General features: G+C 63.8%; 16 protein-coding genes. 7 read left to right on the top strand and 9 right to left on the bottom strand.

The window, feature by feature from the left end; all coding sequences use genetic code 11:
* Positions 1 to 64: 64 nt before the first annotated feature.
* From C6571_RS04750 to senB, 8 genes are all read right to left on the bottom strand, one after another.
* Positions 65 to 2,137: an acetyl/propionyl/methylcrotonyl-CoA carboxylase subunit alpha gene (locus tag C6571_RS04750; RefSeq protein WP_106445676.1), complete on the bottom strand. Its 2,073-nt coding sequence runs from the start codon at positions 2,135 to 2,137 to the stop codon at positions 65 to 67.
* Complete coding sequence (locus tag C6571_RS04755; protein WP_106445677.1) at positions 2,134 to 3,312, bottom strand: acyl-CoA dehydrogenase family protein; 1,179 nt, start codon at positions 3,310 to 3,312, stop codon at positions 2,134 to 2,136. The genes C6571_RS04750 and C6571_RS04755 overlap by 4 nt, the downstream gene beginning before the upstream one ends.
* Before the next feature lie 51 nt (positions 3,313 to 3,363).
* Entirely contained in the window at positions 3,364 to 4,977 is a 1,614-nt protein-coding gene (locus tag C6571_RS04760; protein ID WP_106445678.1) for an acyl-CoA carboxylase subunit beta, read from the bottom strand.
* Positions 4,978 to 5,186: 209 nt separating this feature from the next.
* Positions 5,187 to 5,885 (bottom strand): TetR/AcrR family transcriptional regulator, encoded by a 699-nt coding sequence (locus tag C6571_RS04765; RefSeq protein WP_106445679.1) that lies wholly within the window; start codon positions 5,883 to 5,885, stop codon positions 5,187 to 5,189.
* A 132-nt stretch (positions 5,886 to 6,017) separates the two neighbouring features.
* The gene (locus tag C6571_RS04770) at positions 6,018 to 6,563 is read right to left on the bottom strand and encodes a bactofilin family protein (protein WP_106445680.1); all 546 of its coding nucleotides are present in this window, start codon (positions 6,561 to 6,563) and stop codon (positions 6,018 to 6,020) included.
* Between the two features lie 158 nt (positions 6,564 to 6,721).
* Positions 6,722 to 7,219 (bottom strand): thioesterase family protein, encoded by a 498-nt coding sequence (locus tag C6571_RS04775; protein WP_106445681.1) that lies wholly within the window; start codon positions 7,217 to 7,219, stop codon positions 6,722 to 6,724.
* Positions 7,220 to 7,319: 100 nt separating this feature from the next.
* Positions 7,320 to 8,393: a selenide, water dikinase SelD gene (selD, locus tag C6571_RS04780; protein ID WP_106445682.1), complete on the bottom strand. Its 1,074-nt coding sequence runs from the start codon at positions 8,391 to 8,393 to the stop codon at positions 7,320 to 7,322.
* A complete protein-coding gene (gene senB / locus C6571_RS04785; RefSeq protein WP_106445683.1) occupies positions 8,383 to 9,363 on the bottom strand; it encodes a selenoneine biosynthesis selenosugar synthase SenB in 981 nt (326 codons plus the stop codon). Before senB ends, selD begins: the two co-directional genes overlap by 11 nt.
* Here senB and senA point away from each other — a divergent pair.
* Positions 9,362 to 10,639, top strand: a complete 1,278-nt coding sequence (gene senA, locus C6571_RS04790) for a selenoneine synthase SenA (RefSeq protein WP_245901402.1) — start codon at positions 9,362 to 9,364, stop codon at positions 10,637 to 10,639. The genes senB and senA overlap by 2 nt on opposite strands.
* 131 nt (positions 10,640 to 10,770) lie before the next feature.
* Here the strand turns inward: senA and C6571_RS04795 are convergent, their stop codons facing one another.
* Positions 10,771 to 11,568 (bottom strand): crotonase/enoyl-CoA hydratase family protein, encoded by a 798-nt coding sequence (locus tag C6571_RS04795; RefSeq protein ID WP_106445684.1) that lies wholly within the window; start codon positions 11,566 to 11,568, stop codon positions 10,771 to 10,773.
* Positions 11,569 to 11,689: 121 nt separating this feature from the next.
* Here C6571_RS04795 and C6571_RS04800 point away from each other — a divergent pair, with 121 nt between their 5' ends.
* The 6 genes from C6571_RS04800 (at position 11,690) to C6571_RS04825 (ending at position 19,050) form a co-directional block, all read left to right on the top strand.
* Positions 11,690 to 12,565, top strand: coding sequence for a branched-chain amino acid ABC transporter permease (locus C6571_RS04800; protein WP_106448046.1), 876 nt, complete (start codon positions 11,690 to 11,692; stop codon positions 12,563 to 12,565).
* A gap of 246 nt (positions 12,566 to 12,811) precedes the next feature.
* On the top strand, positions 12,812 to 13,888 hold the full coding sequence (locus C6571_RS04805; protein ID WP_106445685.1) for a branched-chain amino acid ABC transporter permease: 1,077 nt from the start codon (positions 12,812 to 12,814) through the stop codon (positions 13,886 to 13,888).
* A 225-nt stretch (positions 13,889 to 14,113) separates the two neighbouring features.
* Positions 14,114 to 14,953, top strand: coding sequence for an ABC transporter ATP-binding protein (locus C6571_RS04810; RefSeq protein ID WP_106445686.1), 840 nt, complete (start codon positions 14,114 to 14,116; stop codon positions 14,951 to 14,953).
* A complete protein-coding gene (locus C6571_RS04815; protein ID WP_106445687.1) occupies positions 14,950 to 15,768 on the top strand; it encodes an ABC transporter ATP-binding protein in 819 nt (272 codons plus the stop codon). The genes C6571_RS04810 and C6571_RS04815 overlap by 4 nt, the downstream gene beginning before the upstream one ends.
* A gap of 180 nt (positions 15,769 to 15,948) precedes the next feature.
* Positions 15,949 to 17,805, top strand: a complete 1,857-nt coding sequence (locus C6571_RS04820) for an AMP-dependent synthetase/ligase (RefSeq protein WP_106445688.1) — start codon at positions 15,949 to 15,951, stop codon at positions 17,803 to 17,805.
* A 78-nt stretch (positions 17,806 to 17,883) separates the two neighbouring features.
* A complete protein-coding gene (locus tag C6571_RS04825; protein WP_106445689.1) occupies positions 17,884 to 19,050 on the top strand; it encodes an ABC transporter substrate-binding protein in 1,167 nt (388 codons plus the stop codon).
* Positions 19,051 to 19,151: the final 101 nt, after the last annotated feature.

A 19,151-nucleotide genomic window follows, 5' to 3' on the forward strand; every position in this document is an offset into this window, starting at 1 on the left:
TGCTGATTCCCACCGCATACGGACTGTTTCCGTGCACAGCGTTTCGTGTGCGGTCTCCCTCCCCTTAGCCTGCTGTGATCGGTTGCTGCGATTTCGGCGCGGTTTGTCGGTCGCCTGGCGCCGCCTCAACCGCCGCTGCCGACTTGGCAAAGCGCACCAGCACTTGGCCCGGCGTCACCTGTTGACCGACGCTCACCAGCACCTCGGCCACGATGGCCTCGGCTGGGGAGGAAAGGCTGTGCTCCAGCTTCATGGATTCGATCACCAGCGCAGTGCCGCGCGCCGGCAGGGTCTGCCCCACTTCGGCCATGACGTGCACCACGCGGCCGTTGAAGGGCGCGCGCAGTTCCGCAGCGCCCGCATCGCTGCCCGCGCGGGCCGCCGCCCGCAGGGACACATCGTCCAGCCACCAATCGACACCTCCTGCTTGCAAGTGCCAGCGTTGGGAGGTCACTGGAACCAGCGCTACGCGTTGCGAAACCCCGGCGCTGACGCAGCGCACTGCGTGCTCGCCAAGGCGCTCAAGCTGGAGCACGCTGGCGTCATCTGCCGCTGCGCCGTCTTTCCCACCAGCGAGGCGCTGGACGTGCCAGTGGCCAGCGCCCAAGGCGCGCACCGCCATTGCACTGGCGCTTTCACGGTGGCGCAGGCGCACCGGGCGGGAGAACGAACACGGCAAGCCTCGGCTCTCAGAATTTTTCGCCAAAATAGCCACCAGCGCGTACTGGCTGTGCGCTGAAAGCTCCTTTTTTAATAGCTTCTCACGCACGGCTTCGGCTTCACCGGCGAGGAACGAAATGAGCGCATCACCGGCGCGAAACTGTGGATGCTCCAGGCAAGCGGCCAGCAAGGCGCGGTTGGTCGGCAGGCCGAGCAACTCCAGTTGACCGAGCGCCTGCACCATTGCATCGATGGCCTGCTCGCGCGTTTCGGCATGCACGATGAGCTTGCCCAGCAGGGCGTCGTAGTGCGGCGTGACCTCCAGGCCGGCTTCGATGCTGTGGTCGAAGCGCAGCGAGGCATGGCCTTCGCCGGGGCGCGCCACGGCAACAAAGGCACTGGCCGCAGGCGCGCGGAAGTGCTGCACGCGTCCGGTGTGCGGGGTGAAGTTCTCATCTTCCGAGCACAGGCGCACTTCGATGGAATGGCCTTCCAGGCGCACGCCCTCCTGCGCCAGCGGCAGCGGCTCACCCCGCGCCACACGGATCTGCCACTCCACCAGGTCCAGACCCGTGAGCGCCTCAGTCACCGGATGCTCCACCTGCAGCCGAGTGTTCATCTCCATCAGATAGAAGCTGTCCCCTTCCAGGAGGAATTCCACCGTGCCTGCGCCGACGTAGCCAGCGCCTTGCGCCAGCGAGACCGCGCACTGGCCCATACGCTGCCGAAGCGCGGCGTTGACGGCGGGGCTGGGCGCCTCTTCGATGATTTTCTGATGGCGCCGCTGCACGGAACAATCGCGCTCGCCCAGATGAATGGCATTTCCGTGCGTGTCGACAAAGACCTGCACCTCCACGTGGCGCGGGTGCAATACGGCGCGCTCGATCAACAGTTCGCCATTGCCAAACCCTGCCACCGCTTCGGAGCGCGCACTGGCCAGCGCCGCCGGCAACTGCGCGGCCTCTTGCACCAGGCGCATGCCACGGCCACCACCCCCGGCCACGGCCTTCACCATCAGGGGGCAACCGATGCGTCCGGCTTCTTCAACAAAGCGTGCTTCGCTCTGATCCTCACCTGCATAGCCGGGCAGGCAGGGAACGCCCTGGGCTGCGGCCAGCGCCTTGGCGGCGGACTTGCTGCCGAGCGCGCGGATGGCGGCGGGCGGCGGGCCGATCCAGCACAGGCCGGCGTCCTGCACCGCTTGGGCAAAACCCGCGTCTTCGCTCAGAAATCCGTAACCAGGATGAACGGCGTCGGCACCCGTGGCGCGCGCAGCTTCGATCAAGCGATCCACGCGCAGGTAGCTCTCTGCAGAGGTCGTGCCGCCCAAGGCGAATGCCTGCGTGGCCTCGCGCACCTGCAGCGCGTTGGCGTCCGGATCGGAGTACACCGCCACCGTCTCGATGCCCATGGCATGCGCAGTGTGGATCACGCGGCGAGCGATTTCACCACGGTTGGCAATCAGAATGCGCTTCATGGCGTACGCCGCTTGGCAATGCCCATGGTCTTGGCAAGGATGCCCATCATCACCTCGTCGGCGCCGCCGCCGATCGACCCCAGGCGCCCATCGCGGAAGAAGCGCGAGACGCGGTTCTCCCAGGTAAAGCCCATACCGCCCCAGAACTGCAGGCAGGTGTCGGCCACGGTGCGCGCAAGACGCCCCGACTTGAGTTTGGCCATGCTGGCGAGTTGCAAGACGTCTTCGCCGGCCACGTACAGATCGCAGGCGCGCCAGGTGAGCGCGCGCAGCGCTTCAACTTCAGTTTGCAGCTCCACGAGCTTGAACTGCACCCACTGCTGATCGGCCAGCGTCGAGCCGAACATCTGCCGACCCTGCGCCCATTCAATCGTGTCTCGAATGCAGTGGTCCAGGGTGATCAAGGTGCTCGCCGCAGCCCAGAGGCGCTCTTCCTGAAACTGCTGCATCTGGTAGATGAATCCCTGGCCTTCCTGGCCGATCAGGTTGCGCTGAGGCACGCGCACTTCGTCGAAATAGATGAGGCCGGTGTCGCTGCTGTGCATGCCGATCTTCTTGATCTTTTGCGCGACCTCGATGCCTTGGGTCAGCTTTCCGCCGCGGCCCTCGCGCATCGGCACCATCACCAGGCTCTTGTTCTTGTGCGCCGGACCGTCGCTGGTGTTGACCAACATGCACATCCAGTCGGCCTGCAGGCTGTTGGTGATCCACATCTTCTGGCCGGAGATCACGTAGTCGCCGCCGTCCTTGCGCGCCTGGCTCTTGATGCCCGCCACGTCGCTGCCTGCGGCCGGCTCCGACACGCCAATGCAGCCCACCATATCGCCGGCAATGGCGGGCTTGAGGAACTCTTCGCGCAGCGCATCGCTGCCAAAGCGCGCCAGCGCCGGAGTACACATGTCCGTCTGCACGCCAATGGCCATGGGAACGCCGCCGCAATGGATGTGGCCCAGGCCTTCGGCCATCGCCAGGCCATATGAGTAGTCCAGTCCGGCGCCGCCAAACTGCTCGGGCTTGCACAGGCCAAGCAGACCCAGGTTGCCGAGTTTCTTGAACACCTCATGGGCGGGAAACATCTCGGCTTCTTCCCACGCATCCACATGGGGGTTGATTTCCTGCTCGATGAAGCGCTTGAGGGTGTTCTGGATTTCGCGGTGTTCGTGCGTCAGTTGCATGGGGATCTCCGGTGGAATGTGCCGTCTGGGGTGGGGTTCTGTGAGGCCTGGCTACATGCGCGCCACGCCGAATTGCATCGGGCTCAGGCGGCGCGCCTGGGCGTCGGCGCACATATCGAGACACTGGCGCAGCACATCGCGCGTGTCGCGTGGGTCGATCACGCCGTCGTCGAGCATCAGGCCACTGGTGACGGCCACGTCCGCCTGGGCTTCGAACATGTGGACGATGCGATCAAACTGGGCCTGCGACTTTTCCGGGTCGGGCGCAATGCCTTTGCGCTCCAGTGCAGCGTCGGCCACGATCTGCATGGTGCGGGCCGCCTGCTCGGCTCCCATGACCGAGGTCTTGGCGTTGGGCCAGCTGAACAAGAACTTGGGCTCATAACCACGTCCGCACATGCCGTAGTTGCCGGCGCCGAAGCTTGCGCCGCACTGAATGGTGATCTGCGGCACGGTGGCGTTGGTGACCGCGTGGATCATCTTGCTGCCGTGCTTGATCATGCCGCCCTGCTCGCTGTCCTTGCCCACCATGTAGCCGGTGGTGTTCTGCAGGTAAATGATAGGCTGGTTGCGCTGGCACATCCACTGAATGAAGTGCGTCGCCTTGTTGGCCCCGGCCACGTCGATGGGGCCGTTGTTGCTGATCAGACCCACGGCATGCCCACCAATATTGCCCTGCGCGCAGACCGTGGCAGCGCCGTAAAGCGCCTTGAATTCCAGCAGCTCGGACGCGTCCACCAGCCGCGCCATCACTTCACGCATGTCGACCGGCTGGCGCAAGTCCTCCGACATCAACCCGAGCAAGTCGCTGGCAGGCAGCGTCGGGGGCGGCACCTCACCCGAATTGCGCGACGCAGGCCAACCCAGGCTGGCCACCACATCGCGCGCCATCGAAATGGCCTCCCGGTCATCCTGCGCAAGGTATTCGCCTAGCCCAGAAACGGTGGCGTGCATCATGGCGCCGCCCAATTCCTCCTCGGTGGCGATCTCTCCGGTGGCGGCTTTGAGCAATGGCGGACCTGCGAGGAAAGCGCGCGAACGACCTTCGACCAGAATCACGATGTCCGACAAGCCCGGCATGTAGGCGCCCCCCGCCGTGCCGGAGCCATGCTGCACCGTGATCACCGGAATGCCCGCAGCCGAAAGGCGTGAGAGGTTGCGGAACACTGCACCACCAAGCACGAAGCCTTCGACACGGTAGCGCATCAGGTTCGCGCCAGCGCTCTCGACCAAGTGGATGAAGGGCAGTTTTTGCTCCAGGGCTATTTCCTGCACGCGCAGCAATTTGTCCAGACCCATAGGCTGCAGTGCACCGGCGTCAATACCGGAGTCGGCCGCGACAACCATGCAACGCACGCCCGATACAAAACCGATTCCGGCCACGACGCCTCCACCGGGCACGGAGGTCTCAGGGTCTTTGGTGTCGTGCAGGTAGCCCGCCAGCGCCGAAAGCGGCAACCAGGGTGCGCCAACGTCCAGCAGCAGCGCCACCCGTTGGCGCGGCAACAACTGCCCGCGCTTGTCGAAACGGGCTTGCGATTTGGCGGACGCACGCGCTGCCCGCTCTTCCAGAGCCCGCAGCGCGCCCAGGCGCGCCAGCATGGCGGTCCGGCGCTGCTGGGACTCAGGCGATTGCGGATTCCAACTTGATTCAAAAGGCGTCATTCGAGAGTCCTGGCTGTGCGCTGCACAAGCGCGCGATGAAAACCACCGAATTCACGTACCGCAGGCCTGGCCCATACGGCTTGGCTGGCGCGGCATACCCGATCGGGCCTGCGGGCATGCGCGGTGCAATGTCCGATACCGGATTCCGCGCCCGTCGCCACCTGCAGCTACCCGCCGGCTCGCTCGCGGAGTGAAAAGCGACCCGTACATCAGGAGTCGCCCACGAACAGACGCAAGGCCTGGGAAGTGAGTTCGTCGAGCGACAGCGCACCACGCGCGCTGAACCATTGCACCGACCAGTTGAGCGCCCCGAATATGAAGAGGCGTGCCGCTACCGGATCGGCTCTGAGATCGCCGATTTGGTGCAGGGTTTGAAGTATGGGCACCCATTCGGCTTCATAGCGGTCCTTGACGCGTGCGATGCTCGTGCGCTGCTCGGGCGTGAGCGAGCGCCATTCGTAGAGCATCACGGGGATAAAGTCGGCCTTGGGGCCCAGCAGCACCTCAAAATGATGCCGCACCAAGGTGTGCAGGCGATCGCGCGGCGTCGCTTCAGGCGGCAAGGCAGCGAGCGCCTGCGCCTGGCTCGCGGTAGCCTGGACCATGCCTTCTTCCATCACGACAAACAGCAAGGCGCTCTTGCTCTCGAAATGATAGAAAGGTGAGCCGCTGCGCATGCCCGCTGCGGCCGCGATATCCCGCGTGCTGGCAGCAGCAAAACCCTTGGTGCGAAACAGCCGCGCCGCGCCGTCGATCAGTTGGCGGCGGCGGTTGCCTTCATCCGAGTCCGCCGGATCTTTCGGCGGTCTCCCACGGCGGGCCGGCGTGTGGACCGCCGCAGGCGCGGGCTCGGGGGGTGCCGAGACAGGGCGCAGGGCACGCTCGGCAGGTGCGAATGTGTTGGGCATACGAGCACCATATCAAGCCCGCTCAATTTAAGCAAGCGCTTGCTTGCTTAAACTTATAGACGCACTGATGATCGGGTTTGGCGCTTCGCCCGTGGCATGGTGCTCAGCGGCGGCATGACCGCCGCCTTGTCCTCAGGCTGCGGCCGTGGCGCCTAAGGTTTCCACCATCCGGGGTTTGTGGCCAGTGGCTGCGTCGAGTCCGGCCTTGGCACGCGGACCGGCACCGACCTCGATTTCACCGGACAGTTGACCGCCCTCTTCCACCACCAGCTTGCCGTAGCGAATCGTGCCGCTCACCTTGCCGGTAGAAAAGATCACCAGCTTCTGACGCACGGTCAAGGTGCCGTTAAAGCTGCCACGAATTTCGGCGATATCGATTTCGGCCGAGCCTCGAAAGGCTCCCTCTTCCGAGATCTGGATGACGCGTGAATCCATGGTGGCTTCGACCGTACCCTCCACGACCAGCGTGTCGCAATCGGTGATCTCCACGCCCTTGAGCTTGATGTTGGGCCCTACGGTGAGCTTGCTACCGGCACTGCCTGGCGCTGTGGCAGATGCATGGGCAGGCGTGGTCACACTCTGGGGCGGCTGCGTCGGCATCGCGGCGGGAGCGCTGGCATGGCGCGGCTGAAAAGATTCGGGTTCACGTTTGCCAAAGAACGGGGTTTGCACGGCCATCGGACCTCCTGATTGAACAAGCGCTGATCGTAGGAAGGCGCAGGGCGCGCGCAGCGCAGCCTTGCGCAAGTTGCGTAAGCAAACGGTTCAATGCTTGCATGCGCTTGCATCCTTTGCGCCGGCTCACACCGCGTTACTGCATGTGCAGGTCGCACGGCTCAAGAAACAATGTAAGCACCCGCTCCCGTGGCCATCAAGGTTCCATCGGGGCCAAAAAACTCCATGCGGGTGCTGGCGACGCGCGAACCCAGGCGCAGCACCTTGGCATGCAATTCGAAATGCTCGCCGATGCCGGGGCGCAGATAGTCCACCCGCAAGTCGATGGTGCCCAGGCGCGTGAAGCGGTGCAGGCGCTGCTCGGGCGGTTCGTCCATGTGCTTGGCGCCCACGGCGGCCATGACGGCCAGGCCACCCATGGCGTCGAGCCCGGCGCTGATCGCGCCGCCATGGACCCGGTTGTAGGCATAGTGGCCCACCAGCTCGGGGCGCATGTCGATGCGCCCAATGGCGCCATCGGCGTGCAACGACAGCACCTTGAGGCCGAGCACCTGATTAAAGACAATTTTTTCTTCGAAAATTTCCTTCAACGCGGCAATGAATTCAGGTTCCAGGGCGCGAGCCGGGGCTGGTTTGGGCAGGGTTTTTGGCGGGTTCATGGGTTGTTCAATGGTGGGCGCTGTCGCGCTTTGAGATGGGGCCTCGGTGCCGAGCAGCCAGGTAGCGGGGGCACACGACGCGGGTTGAAACCACCGAAATTCAGCGCAGTGTCAATCTTCCACGCCCGCCCGGAACCATTTCGCCGATTTGCGCCGCAGCGCCAAAGCCATGGCGCTCAAACACTGCCAGCACATCGGTGACAGCGCTCGGAGCGCACGACACCAGCAGGCCGCCGCTGGTCTGCGGGTCGGTGAGCAGGGCGCGGTCGGCGGCGGAAAAATCCGGCGGCAAGTCGACTTGCGCACCATAGCCGTCCCAGTTGCGCCCCGAGGCGCCTGTCACCGTTCCCTGTGCAGCCAGCTCGCGCACGCCGGGCAGCAGCGGTACCTTGGCCCAGTCGATGGCGACATCCGCCTGGGCGCCGCGCGCCAGCTCCAGCGCGTGGCCGGCCAGGCCGAAACCGGTGACGTCGGTCAGAGCGTGCACGCCGGCCAGCGCCGCCAGGTCGGGGCCAGGAGTATTGAGCTTCGTGGTCACCGCAATCATCTGTTCGTAGCCCGCTTCGGACAGCAGCCCTTTTTTCAGTGCTGCCGACATCACCCCCACGCCCAAGGGCTTGCCGAGAATGAGCTGGTCGCCGACCTGCGCGTCCGAATTGCGCTTGATTTTCTTCGGGTGCACGACACCGAGCGCCACCAGACCATAGATCGCCTCGACCGAATCGATGGTGTGGCCGCCGGCGATCGGGATCCCTGCCTCGCGGCAGACCGATTCGCCGCCTTCGAGAATCTTGCCGATCACCTCGGTGGACAGCACGTTGACCGGCATGCCCACCAGCGCCAGCGCAAAAATCGGCGTGCCACCCATGGCATAGACATCGCTGATCGCGTTCGTGGCGGCGATGCGGCCGAACTGGTAGGGGTCGTCGACGATGGGCATGAAGAAGTCGGTGGTGGCAATCACCGCAATGTCGTCCGACAACTGGTAGACCGCAGCGTCGTCTGCGGTGTCCAGCCCCACCAGCAGCTGGGGCGGCACCGGCATCTTGTTGGTGTTTTTCAGGATCTCGCTGAGCACCCCCGGCGCAATCTTGCAGCCGCAACCGCCGCCATGCGAGAGCGAAGTCAGGCGGGGGCTTGAGGAAGCCTTGGGGATTGATGGTTCAGCAGTCATCGGTTGATTTCTCCAGCAGTTCGTTCAACAAGGCCAGCAAAGTGGCGCGCTCGCGCGCCGGCTCAAACAGCGGCGCCCGCAGCGCGCACTGGGCGGCCAAATGCGCCAGTATGGCCGGCTCGGCCCGGCAGCGCTCGAGCCACGCCGCGAGCGCTGCCGAATCGCCAACGTCGAAATAGCCGCCGTAGTCAGCCCCCAGCATGCCGACGTTGCCGGAAATTCGGCTCGCCAGCACCGGCGTGCCGCTGCGCACCGCTTCCATCACGACGTGCGCCCCACCCTCCATGCGGCTCGGGTGTACCAGCACATGCGCGCGCTGAATGCGCCGCCGCGTCGCCTCGTGGGACAGTGCGCCGAGCCAGCGGTAGGTCGGAACACAATGCGCCAGCACTGCGGCCTCCTGCCCAAGCGCTTCTTCCAGCGGTGCGCCCACATGGTCGAGAAGAATGTCCGGGTGGCCCGCCAGGCGCCGTGCGGCTTCGAAGTAAGTGCGTGGTGATTTCTCCTCACGCAGGTGGCCCACCACCAGCGCGCGCAGAGGGTTCGGCGCTTTGGCCAGGCGCTTGCGTGCGGAGCAGGACTGAAAGCACACCACCGCCTTGGCACGGACTTCGGGCGGCAGGTCCAGCACCGCCTTTTCGTGCAACACGATGAGCCGGTCTGCCAATTGCACGGACATCTGCGCGCTGGCGTCGGTGGCAAGGTCGCGGTACAAATCCGTGCCGGTCAGCACCACGACGAGTGGCCGCGTGGGGGCCGCGCGCGCAAAGCGCTCAATGGACGGCGCCGAGCGGCGCGCGTGCAAGGCCACCAGCAGATCGGCGCGCGGACTGCTGGCGTCCCATGCATTCGTGATCCGGATCCGATAATGGTCCGCAAGCAGCCGCGACCATCGCTTTGCGGTCTGCCAATTGCCATTGTTGGCGTCGGCAAGCGCAGGCGTGACGAGACACAGTTCAGGAAGGGCCATGCAAATGCTTATACAGGCACACGCGCCAACGCGCAGGCCCGCACCCGGAGCTGCGGACAGCCCAGGGCTGCGCATCCGCAGCGCGGATGCTGAGCAAATCGCCCTGGCCCTGCGCGAGGGCCGCGAGCAGTTGCTGGCGATGTTCTCCGGCTTCGAGGCGGCCCTTGGCACCCAGGGGCTTGCCATTGCTTTCGATCCGGTGCTGAACCTGCCGCTGTGGGAGCTGGGCCACATCGGCTGGTTCGAAGAGTGGTGGATTCGCCGCAACCCCGAGCGCACACGCGGTACGCACTGCAGCGCTGCTCTGCACCGCCTTGACTCGCTATTGCCTGGGGCCGATGCGCTTTACGACTCGTCGAACGTCCCGCATGCCACGCGCTGGCGTCTGGCGTTGCCGGATGCGGACGCGACACGCACCTACCTTGCACGGGTGCGCGAGCAAACCCTGGCGCTGCTGCCGACGGGCGCGGCCGATGCCCAGGCGCTTTATTTCTTTCGGCTGGCGCTTCTGCACGAGGACATGCACCGCGAGGCCTGGTTCATGATGGCGCAGCACCTGAACATCGAGCTTGGCCTTGCTCTGCCTGAAGCCTGCGGCGCGCTGCCTCAGGACACAGGCGAATGGGCGGTGCCCGGTGGTGCGCGGCGCGTGGGCGGCGGCGCTGAAGGGTTCTCTTTCGACAACGAACTGCAAGCCCATACGCCTTTCGTTGAACCCTTTCGAATGGACCGCGCTGCCATGACCTGGCGCCGCTACCTGCCCTTTGTGCAAGCCGGCGGCTACGACGACGCAGGGCTGTGGACGCCCGAAGGCTGGCAATGGCGTCAGCAGCACAGCGATGGCATGCCTTTGCATACACGGATCGCAGACGGCGAATGGCAGCAGCGGCGCTTTGGCCACTGGAGAGTGCTGAACCAAGACACTCCGGCCATGCACCTGAGCGCGCACGAAGCCGCCGCCTGGTGCCGCTTTGCCGGACGCCGGCTGCCCACGGAATTCGAGTGGGAGAGCGCAGCACGCCTGGCAGCCGAGCAGACCGAAGCCTTTGATTGGGGCCGGGTGTGGGAATGGACGGCCAGCGCGTTCGCACCCTACGCCGGTTTTGCGCCGCACCCGTACCGTGACTATTCGGCGCCATTTTTCGACGGTCGGCCGGTGCTGCGCGGTGGCTCCCTAGCCACCCATGCGCGCATGCTGCACCCGGCCTATCGCAATTACTTTGCTGCGGATCGACGGGACGTTTTTGCAGGGTTTCGCTCTTGCGCCGTGGGCTGAGCAAAGCCCCGGATCAAACAATGGCTCTGCGCCGAAATGCTGTTGCGCCGAACAAGCCGCGATCCATCTAAAAAGCTATCTTTTATATAGCTATCAACGCTTATGAATAGAGCGCTAGAGGCTATTTTTAATCAAAATTTGCCATGTCGCCCGTCGCCTTGGGCAAAGCGTGCTGCGCCGCGCAAGGCTTCGGCCAGACAGCCTCGCCCGCCTTGCCATTCCTGCAGCAGCGCTTCGGTGGTGGCTAGTCCGTCCTGAGCCAGCGCACTGGCGCGGTCGGCACGCAAGGTACGCTGCGGAAACGCGGCCAGCGTGTGCGCCAGCTCCATGGCGGTCGCCAGCGCCTGGCCCGGCGGCACGACACGGGTGCACAGGCCCATGCCCAGCGCCTCGGCCGCGTCGACCTTGCGCCCCGTAAGAATCAGATCGAGTGCGCGCGCCAAGCCAATCAGGCGCGGCAGGCGCACCGTGCCGCCATCAATGAGCGGCACGCCAAAGCGGCGGCAATAGACGCCCAGGTAGGCGTCGGCTTCCATCACCCGCAGATCGCACCACAGGGCGAGTTCCATGCCACCCGCCACCGCAGCGCCGCTGATGGCGGCAATGACGGGTTTGGACAACTGCAGCCGGCTGGGGCCCATGGGGCCTTCGGGCTGCGCCTGGCTGGCATCGAAATCAAGTGCCTGCGCCAGTGTTTCGGGGTCGGTTCCCTGCGCCGCGAGGGCCGCACCGGCCTGCAGATCCCAGCCGGCGCAGAAATGTCCGCCGGCCCCATGAAACACCGCAACGTCGGCGCCATCGTCCTGCTCGAAAGCGACGAATGCCGCATGCAGCGCCTGGGCGGTGGCGCGGTCCACGGCGTTGCGAACCCTGGGTCGGTTCAGTGTCACCAGCGTGACGCGTTCAAATTTTTCTGCGTAGACGTTCATAGGCTTGTGCACCAGGTTGCGTGGAACCGCCTTCGGGTTTGCCCCCGCTTGTCCGAAAGCTCCAGTACAGGCACATTATTTATACAAAGCACATGCTTTGCAAAAAACAAATGGAGACTTCGTGCAGTTCCTGCAATTGTTGGTCAGCGGCATTTCACAGGGCTGCATTTACGGATTAATCGCACTCGGTTTCGTTCTTATTTACAAGGCGACCGAAGCCGTGAGCTTTGCGCAGGGCGAGCTGATGATGCTGGGCGCCTTCTGCGGCCTGGCACTGATGACCGTGCTGGGCTTTCCTTTCTGGCTGGCGGTTCCAGCAACGATTGTGGCCATCGGGCTGTTTGGTGTCGTACTCGAACGCCTGGTGATTCGCCCCATCCTTGGCCAGCCAGTGTTCTCCATCGTCATGCTGACCATTGGCGTCGGCTATGTGCTGCGCGGCCTGGTCACCATGATTCCGGGCATCGGCACCGAAACCCACGCCCTGCCCGTGCCGTACAAGGACATGCCGCTGCGCATGGGCGAGCTGGTGCTGAGCGCCGAGCAGGTCGTGGTGATTGGCGCGACTGCCGTTCTGTGTTTGCTGCTTTTTGCCCTCTTTCGCTACAGCAAACTGGGCGTGGCCATGCAGGCCTCGTCGCAGAACCAGCTGGCGGCGTACTACATGGGTATTCCCGTGCAGCGCCTCAACGGCCTGGCCTGGGGCCTGGCAGCGGCCGTGGCTGCCGTCGCCGGCTTGCTGCTCGCCCCCATCACCTTCGTACACGCCAACATGGGCTTCATCGGTCTCAAGGCATTTCCTGCGGCCGTCGTGGGCGGCTTTAGCAGCTTGCCCGGCGCCATCGTCGGCGGGCTGGTCATCGGCATGGTCGAGTCGCTCTCGGGCTTTTATTTGCCCGAAGGCGTCAAGGACGTGGCGCCCTACCTCGTGGTACTGATCATGCTGATGGTCCGGCCCAACGGCCTGTTTGGCGAACGCTTGAGCAAAAAAGTATGAACCACCTTCCTGTGTCGCTTCGATTCTCCATGCAGCCGCCAGAGGCGGCAGCCCTTCGGGGATATCCCGGCCTGCGCAGCCAGGTTTGGAGCCGCGCGCCTCAGCCCCCGCGCTTGCTGCGCTGCGCTACGCCGGCGGGGGGACGATGCCAGCGCGGCGGGGCGGCGCGGCCGGCCCCGGCGCTTGCGCGGCATCCACTGACCTCGGCCCCGTCGGTTTGCGGCGCAGAAATGGTGCCCTGCTGATATGCGCTTTCTCTTCAAGACTTCCTACGCGCAGGATCTGCGACTGGCCAAGCACGGCGGGCATCTGTTCTGGTACGGACTGCTGGGCGTCGCGCTGCTGTCGGCCCCCTGGTTCACGCCGGAATACTGGCTCGCGCAGCTCACCTTTGTGCTTATCTATGCCATCGTCGGCCTGGGGCTGATGCTGCTGGCCGGCTACACCGGCTTGTTCTCACTCGGACACGCGGCCTTTCTGGGCGTGGGCGCCTATACGCAGGCGGTGCTCACCGGCATGGGCTGGCCATTTTTTCTCTCGCTGGCTTGCGCGGCCAGCATTTCGGCAGCCGTAGGCGTCGTCGTGGGCCTGCCCGCGATGCGGGTCAAGGGAATCTACCTGGGCATGGCAACGCTGGCTTTCGGCTTCATTGTGGAAGAAGGTTTTGCGCGCTGGGAGAGTGTCACCGGCGGCAACTCGGGAAAAACGGTGTCCATGCCCGAGGTCTTTGGCGTGCCGCTCGACTCGGCCATGGCGTTTTACTTTTTGTGTCTGGCGATCACCGTGGTCTGCACCCTGGTCATTCTCAACCTGCTGCGCTCACCTACCGGCCGGGCCTTTGTCGCCATTCGCGATTCCGAGATTTCGGCGCAGAGCATGGGCATCCACTTGGCGTACTACAAAACGCTGTCGTTCGCGCTCTCGGCAGCGTTCGCCGGAATTGGCGGCGCACTGTACGCACACAAGCTGCAGTTCATCTCGCCGGATCAGTTCAGTATTTTGCAGTCCATCGACCTGTTGCTCATGATCGTCATCGGCGGTCTCGGCTCGGTGCATGGGGCTTTTCTGGGGGCGATTTTTCTGATCTCCATGCCGCAACTCATCTCGCTGGGCAAAGACTGGTTGCCCGACTCCGTCGGCCAGTCGCCCGGCCTGCAGGGCCTGGTGTACGGCGTGGTGCTGATCAGCTTTGTGCTGTTCGAGCCCATGGGGCTGTATGGCCGCTGGCTCAAGGTGCGCACCTGGCTGCAGATGTTCCCGTTCTATCGCCAGGGCATGTTCAAGCGCCAGAAGTCGTTTCAGAAGTCGGACAGATTGAAATGAAACACCCCCTGAGTCGCTTCGCGCCTTCCCCCTCTCTCCTCCCGCTGCGGGGAGCGGGAGGGGGGCGCCCCCAGCGCGCGGAGTGCAGACGACATTGGTATGTCGGGGCGGCGCGGCCGGCGCAGGCCCTCGCGCGGGGGCACTGGCTGGGGTCGCGCCCGTTTCTTGGGCTGTGGTTGGCGCACAGCGCTATGGACAACTGAAATGACCGCTACCGTTTCCACCATGACCGACGAGATCCTGCTCAGCGCCAAAAACCTCAGCGTTCGCTTTGGCGGCGTGCTGGCGGTCAGCGATGTGAGCTTTGACGTGCGCCGGGGCGAGGTGTTCACGCTGATTGGGCCCAATGGCGCCGGCAAAACCACCGTGTTCAACCTGATCAGCCGCATCTACACGCCGACTGCGGGCCACATTGAGTGGGCGGGGCCTGATGGCCCCATCGCGCTGACGCAGCAAGCGCCGCACACCGTTGCCGGACTGGGCATTGCACGCACGTTTCAGAACATCGAGTTGTTTGAGCATGCCAGTGTGTTGCACAACCTGCTGATCGGCCGCCACACCCGCCGCGAGACGGGGCTGTGGGCCGACATGCTGTTCACCGGCCGCGTGCGGCGCGCCGAGATACGGGCACGCGAGAAGGCGGAGGAGATCATTGATTTTCTCGACCTGCAGCACTACCGCGACACCCTGGTGGCAGGTTTGCCCTACGGCGTTCGCAAAGTGGTGGAACTGGCCCGTGCGCTGTGCACCGAGCCGCAACTGCTGCTGCTCGACGAGCCTTCGTCGGGCCTGAACGTGGAGGAAACCGAGGACATGGCTTTCTGGATTCAGGACATCCAGCAAGAGCTGGGCATCACGGTGCTGATGGTGGAGCACGACATGACGCTGGTCTCCAAGGTGTCCGACCGGGTGCTGGCCATGAACCAGGGCGAGCTGGTTGCGCTGGGCACGCCGCGCGAGGTGCAGGCGCATCCAGGCGTGATCGAAGCCTATTTGGGCAGCATCGACGAGGTCGCCAGCCTGCGCCGCCCAGCCGGAACCGCTCCGCTGCGGAGCGCCGCATGATGATCGCCCCCACTCCCCTCTCAAGCAAACTGCCCGGCACGGCGCCTGCGCCATTGCTGCGGCTGCAGAACGTCGAGAGCGCCTACGGCCCGATCAAGGCGATTCGCGGCGTCAGCCTCAAAGTGCAGCCAGGCGAGATTGCGGCCGTTTTGGGCAGCAACGGCGCCGGCAAGACGACGATTCTCAAAACCATCTCCGGCATCCTCGACCCGCGCCGCGGCAACGTGGAGTTCGATGGCGTCGACATCACCGCCAACGACCCGGCCGCCATCGTGCGCCGCGGCATGGTGCACGTGCCCGAAGGACGCGAAGTGTTTGCCCTGCTGCCGGTGCGTGAAAACCTGCTGATGGGTGCCTACACACGAAGTGACAGCGACGCAGTGGCACGCGACCTGGAGCTGGTTTACAACTACTTTCCGATCCTGCGCGAACGCGCCAACCAAGACGCTGGCTTGCTCTCGGGCGGCCAGCAGCAGATGCTGGCCATCTCGCGCGCGCTGATGGGAAACCCCAAACTCATCCTTCTGGACGAACCCAGTCTGGGGCTCTCCCCGCGCCTGACCAAGGAAATCTTCGAGATCGTGGTCCGCATCAACCGGGAACGCGGCACCACCATCCTGCTCGTGGAGCAGAACGCCAACATGGCCCTCAATGCGGCCGACTTTGGCTACGTGCTGGAGAACGGCCGCATTGTCATGGAAGACACCTGCGCCAACCTGCGCGAGAAGGACGACATCAAGGAGTTCTACCTCGGCATGAAGGACGACGGCGTGCGCGGCGAGCGGCGCTGGAAGAAGAAGAAAACATGGAGATAGCACGGATGAAGCTCCCCCTGCCGCGCTGGGAGCGTCCCCCTCTCTATCACCTCGCTGCGCGAGGTGATAGAGAGGGGGACGCTCCCAGCGCGGCGGGGCGGCCCTTGCGCGGGAGCACTGGTGTTGGCCTCGCCTGTTTTATAGGCTGCGCCCAATGTGCAGCGCTTTGGGTCAATTGAAATGTCAAATCTCTGGAACTTAGACCATATCCAACCTGCCGGCACCGACGTGCTGGCCGGCAACACCGTTCCCGCGATGTTTTGGAACGCCGTGGCCGAGCGGGGGTCCAGGGTATGGATGCGCCAGAAGCACATGGGCATCTGGAAGAGCTGGACTTGGGACCAGACCGCCGATGCTGTGCGCGAGATCGCTGGCGGGCTGATGGCTTTGGGGCTGGCACCGGGCGAGTGCGCATCCATCCTCTCCAACACCACCATCGAATGGGTGCTGTGCGATCTGGCGGTACTGACCTGTGGTGGCGTCTCCAACGGCATCTATCCCACCGATGCGGCAAGCCAGGTGCAGTACCTGTGCGAAGACTCGGCCACGCGCGTGCTGTTTGTCGAAAACGACGAGCAGCTCGACAAGGCCCTGGAGGTGCGCGATCAGCTGCCTCTTTTGCGCAAGATCGTGGTCATCGACATGGAAGGCCTGCGCGGCCTGGACGACGCGGACGTCATGGGCCTGGACGCACTGCGCGAACTCGGCCGAGACTACCTGCAGCAGCACCCAGGCGAACTCGAGCGCAGGTCAGCGGCCTGCCAACCGGGCGATCTGGCGATTCTGGTCTACACATCAGGGACCACCGGAAAACCCAAAGGCGCAATGCACACGCATGGCGCCATCACCTACACCTTGCGTGGTTACAACACCTTGATTGCGCGCGATGAGCACGACGAGGCCATGTGTTTTCTGCCGCTGTGCCACATTGCCGAGCGCATGGGCGGTGAGTATTTTTCGCTCTACACGGGCAACAAGCTCAACTTCGTCGAAAACCCCGATACCGTGCCAGAGAACGTGCGCGAGATTGCGCCCACGGTGTTCACGGCCGTGCCCCGTGTGTGGGAAAAGTTTTATTCCGGGGTCATGATTTCTCTCAAGGAATCGACGCGCTTGCAGCAGCTTGCCTATGCCTGGGCCATTGGCGTGGGCACGCGCATTGCCGATCGCGTTTTGGCCGGCGAAGCCGTCAGCACCGGCCTCAAGCTGCGTTTTTATCTGGCGCGCTGGCTGGTACTGGACAACGTGCGCAAGCTCATCGGCATCCACAAGGCGCGTTTCCTTGTCACCGGCGCCGCGCCGATTTCGCCTGAACTGGTGAAGTGGTACCTGGCGCTCGGCGTGCCCATGCTCGAAGTCTGGGGCATGACGGAAACCTGCGGCGCCGCCACCGGCGTGCCAGCGAGCCGCATGAAGCCGGGCTCCATCGGGCCGGCGGCGCAGTTCAACGAGGTGCGCATTGCCGAGGGCACCGGCGAAATCCTGGTGCGCGGCCCGAACGTGTTCAAGGGATACCTGAACCAGCCCGACAAGACCGCTGAAACCATCGACGCCGACGGTTGGCTGCACACCGGCGACGTGGGCACGATGGATGCGGATGGCTATTTTCGTATCACCGACCGCATGAAGGACATCATCATCACGGCGGGCGGCAAAAACGTGACACCGAGCGAGCTGGAAAACGAGCTCAAATTCAGCCCCTACGTGACCGACGCCGTGGTGATTGGCGACAAGCGCCCTTACCTGACCGCGATTGTCATGATTGACCAGGAAAACGTCGAAAAATTCGCACAGGACAACGACGTGCCGTTTTCCAACTACGCCAGTCTCACGCGCACCAGCGAGGTCCAGGCGCTGATCCAGGCCGAACTCGACCGCGTCAATGCCAAGTTCGCGCGCGTTGAGCAAATCAAGAAATTCTTCCTGCTCGAAACCCAGCTGACCGCCGAGGACGAAGAACTCACACCCACCATGAAGCTCAAGCGCAAGCTGGTCGAGAACAAGTACGCGCCGCAGATTGACGCCATGTACCGTTGATCGCAACGTCGTCAGCGAACTTGCCCGTGGCGTGAAAGTTGCCGCAATTTATTACTGTGCACCCAAGGAGACAAAACTATGAAACTTCGCTACTTCGCAGCCCTGGCATTTGCCCTGGGCACCACGGGCGCGGCCCTCGCCCAGGCGCAGCAAGGGGTCACCAAGGACACCATTACGCTGGGCACCATCCAGGATTTTTCGGGCCCGCTCGCCGGTTGGGGCAAGGAGGTGCGCCAAGGCATGATGCTGCGGCTGGACGAGGCGAACGAGCAGGGCGGCGTGAACGGCCGCAAGCTCGAACTGAAGGTGGAAGATTCAGGCTACGACCCCAAGCGCGCTGTGCTCGCTGCGCAGAAGCTGGTGAACCAGGAAAAGATTTTCATGATGCTCGGCCATATCGGCACGGCACAGAACATGGCCGCCATGCCGGTCCAGTTTTCCAAGAACGTCATCAACTTCTTTCCCCTGACAGCAGCGCGTGAAATGTACGAGCCCTTCCACCGGCTGAAGTACGCCTATGCTGCTCCCTATTACGACCAGATCCGCCTGGTGTTGCCAAAGCTCGCAAAGGAAAAGAACGCGAAGAAGGTCTGCATCATTTACCAGGACGACGAATTTGGGCTGGAGGTGATGCGGGGCGGCGAGACTGCACTCAAAGCCATGGGGATGGAGTACACAGAGAAGACATCCTTCAAGCGCGGCGCCACCGACTTCTCTTCGCAAGTCGCCAAGATGAAGGCAGCCCATTGTGATTTGGTGGTCTTGGGAACGATCATCCGCGAGACGATCGGCACGATCGGCGAGTCGCGCAAGACAGGCTTCAATCCGGTCTTCCTGGGCTCGCAAGCCGCCTACACCGACCTGATCCACAAACTTGGAGGCAAGGCCATGGATGGTCTCTACGCAACCATGGCGATGCAAAACCCCTACGTCGACGATGAATCACAACCCATCCGCTTCTGGGCCAACAAGTACAAGACCAAGTACAACGACGACCCAGGGGTATTCTCGACCTATGGCTACTCCATCATGGACGCGTTCATCCATGCGGCAGAAAAGGCCGGGAAGAACCTCAATACCGACAGCTTCATCAAAGCCATGGACACCATGGTGATGCCACCCAACATTTTCGGTAGTGCCGAATACAGTTACGGCCCGCAGAAGCGCTTGGGCAGCGACCTCTCGCGTCTCTCACAAATTCAGAACGGCAAGTGGAAGGTCGTGTCCGACTACATCAAGCCCTGAGCGCCCCAGCCACCAGAGCAAGCCGCCCCGCCCGGGCGGCTTTTTTGTTGGCTGGCGCATTCAGACAGGCCATTGGGTCAACCATCGCCGCGACAGGCCAC

It is taken from the genome of Simplicispira suum (assembly GCF_003008595.1).
GTDB lineage: Bacteria > Pseudomonadota > Gammaproteobacteria > Burkholderiales > Burkholderiaceae_C > Simplicispira > Simplicispira suum.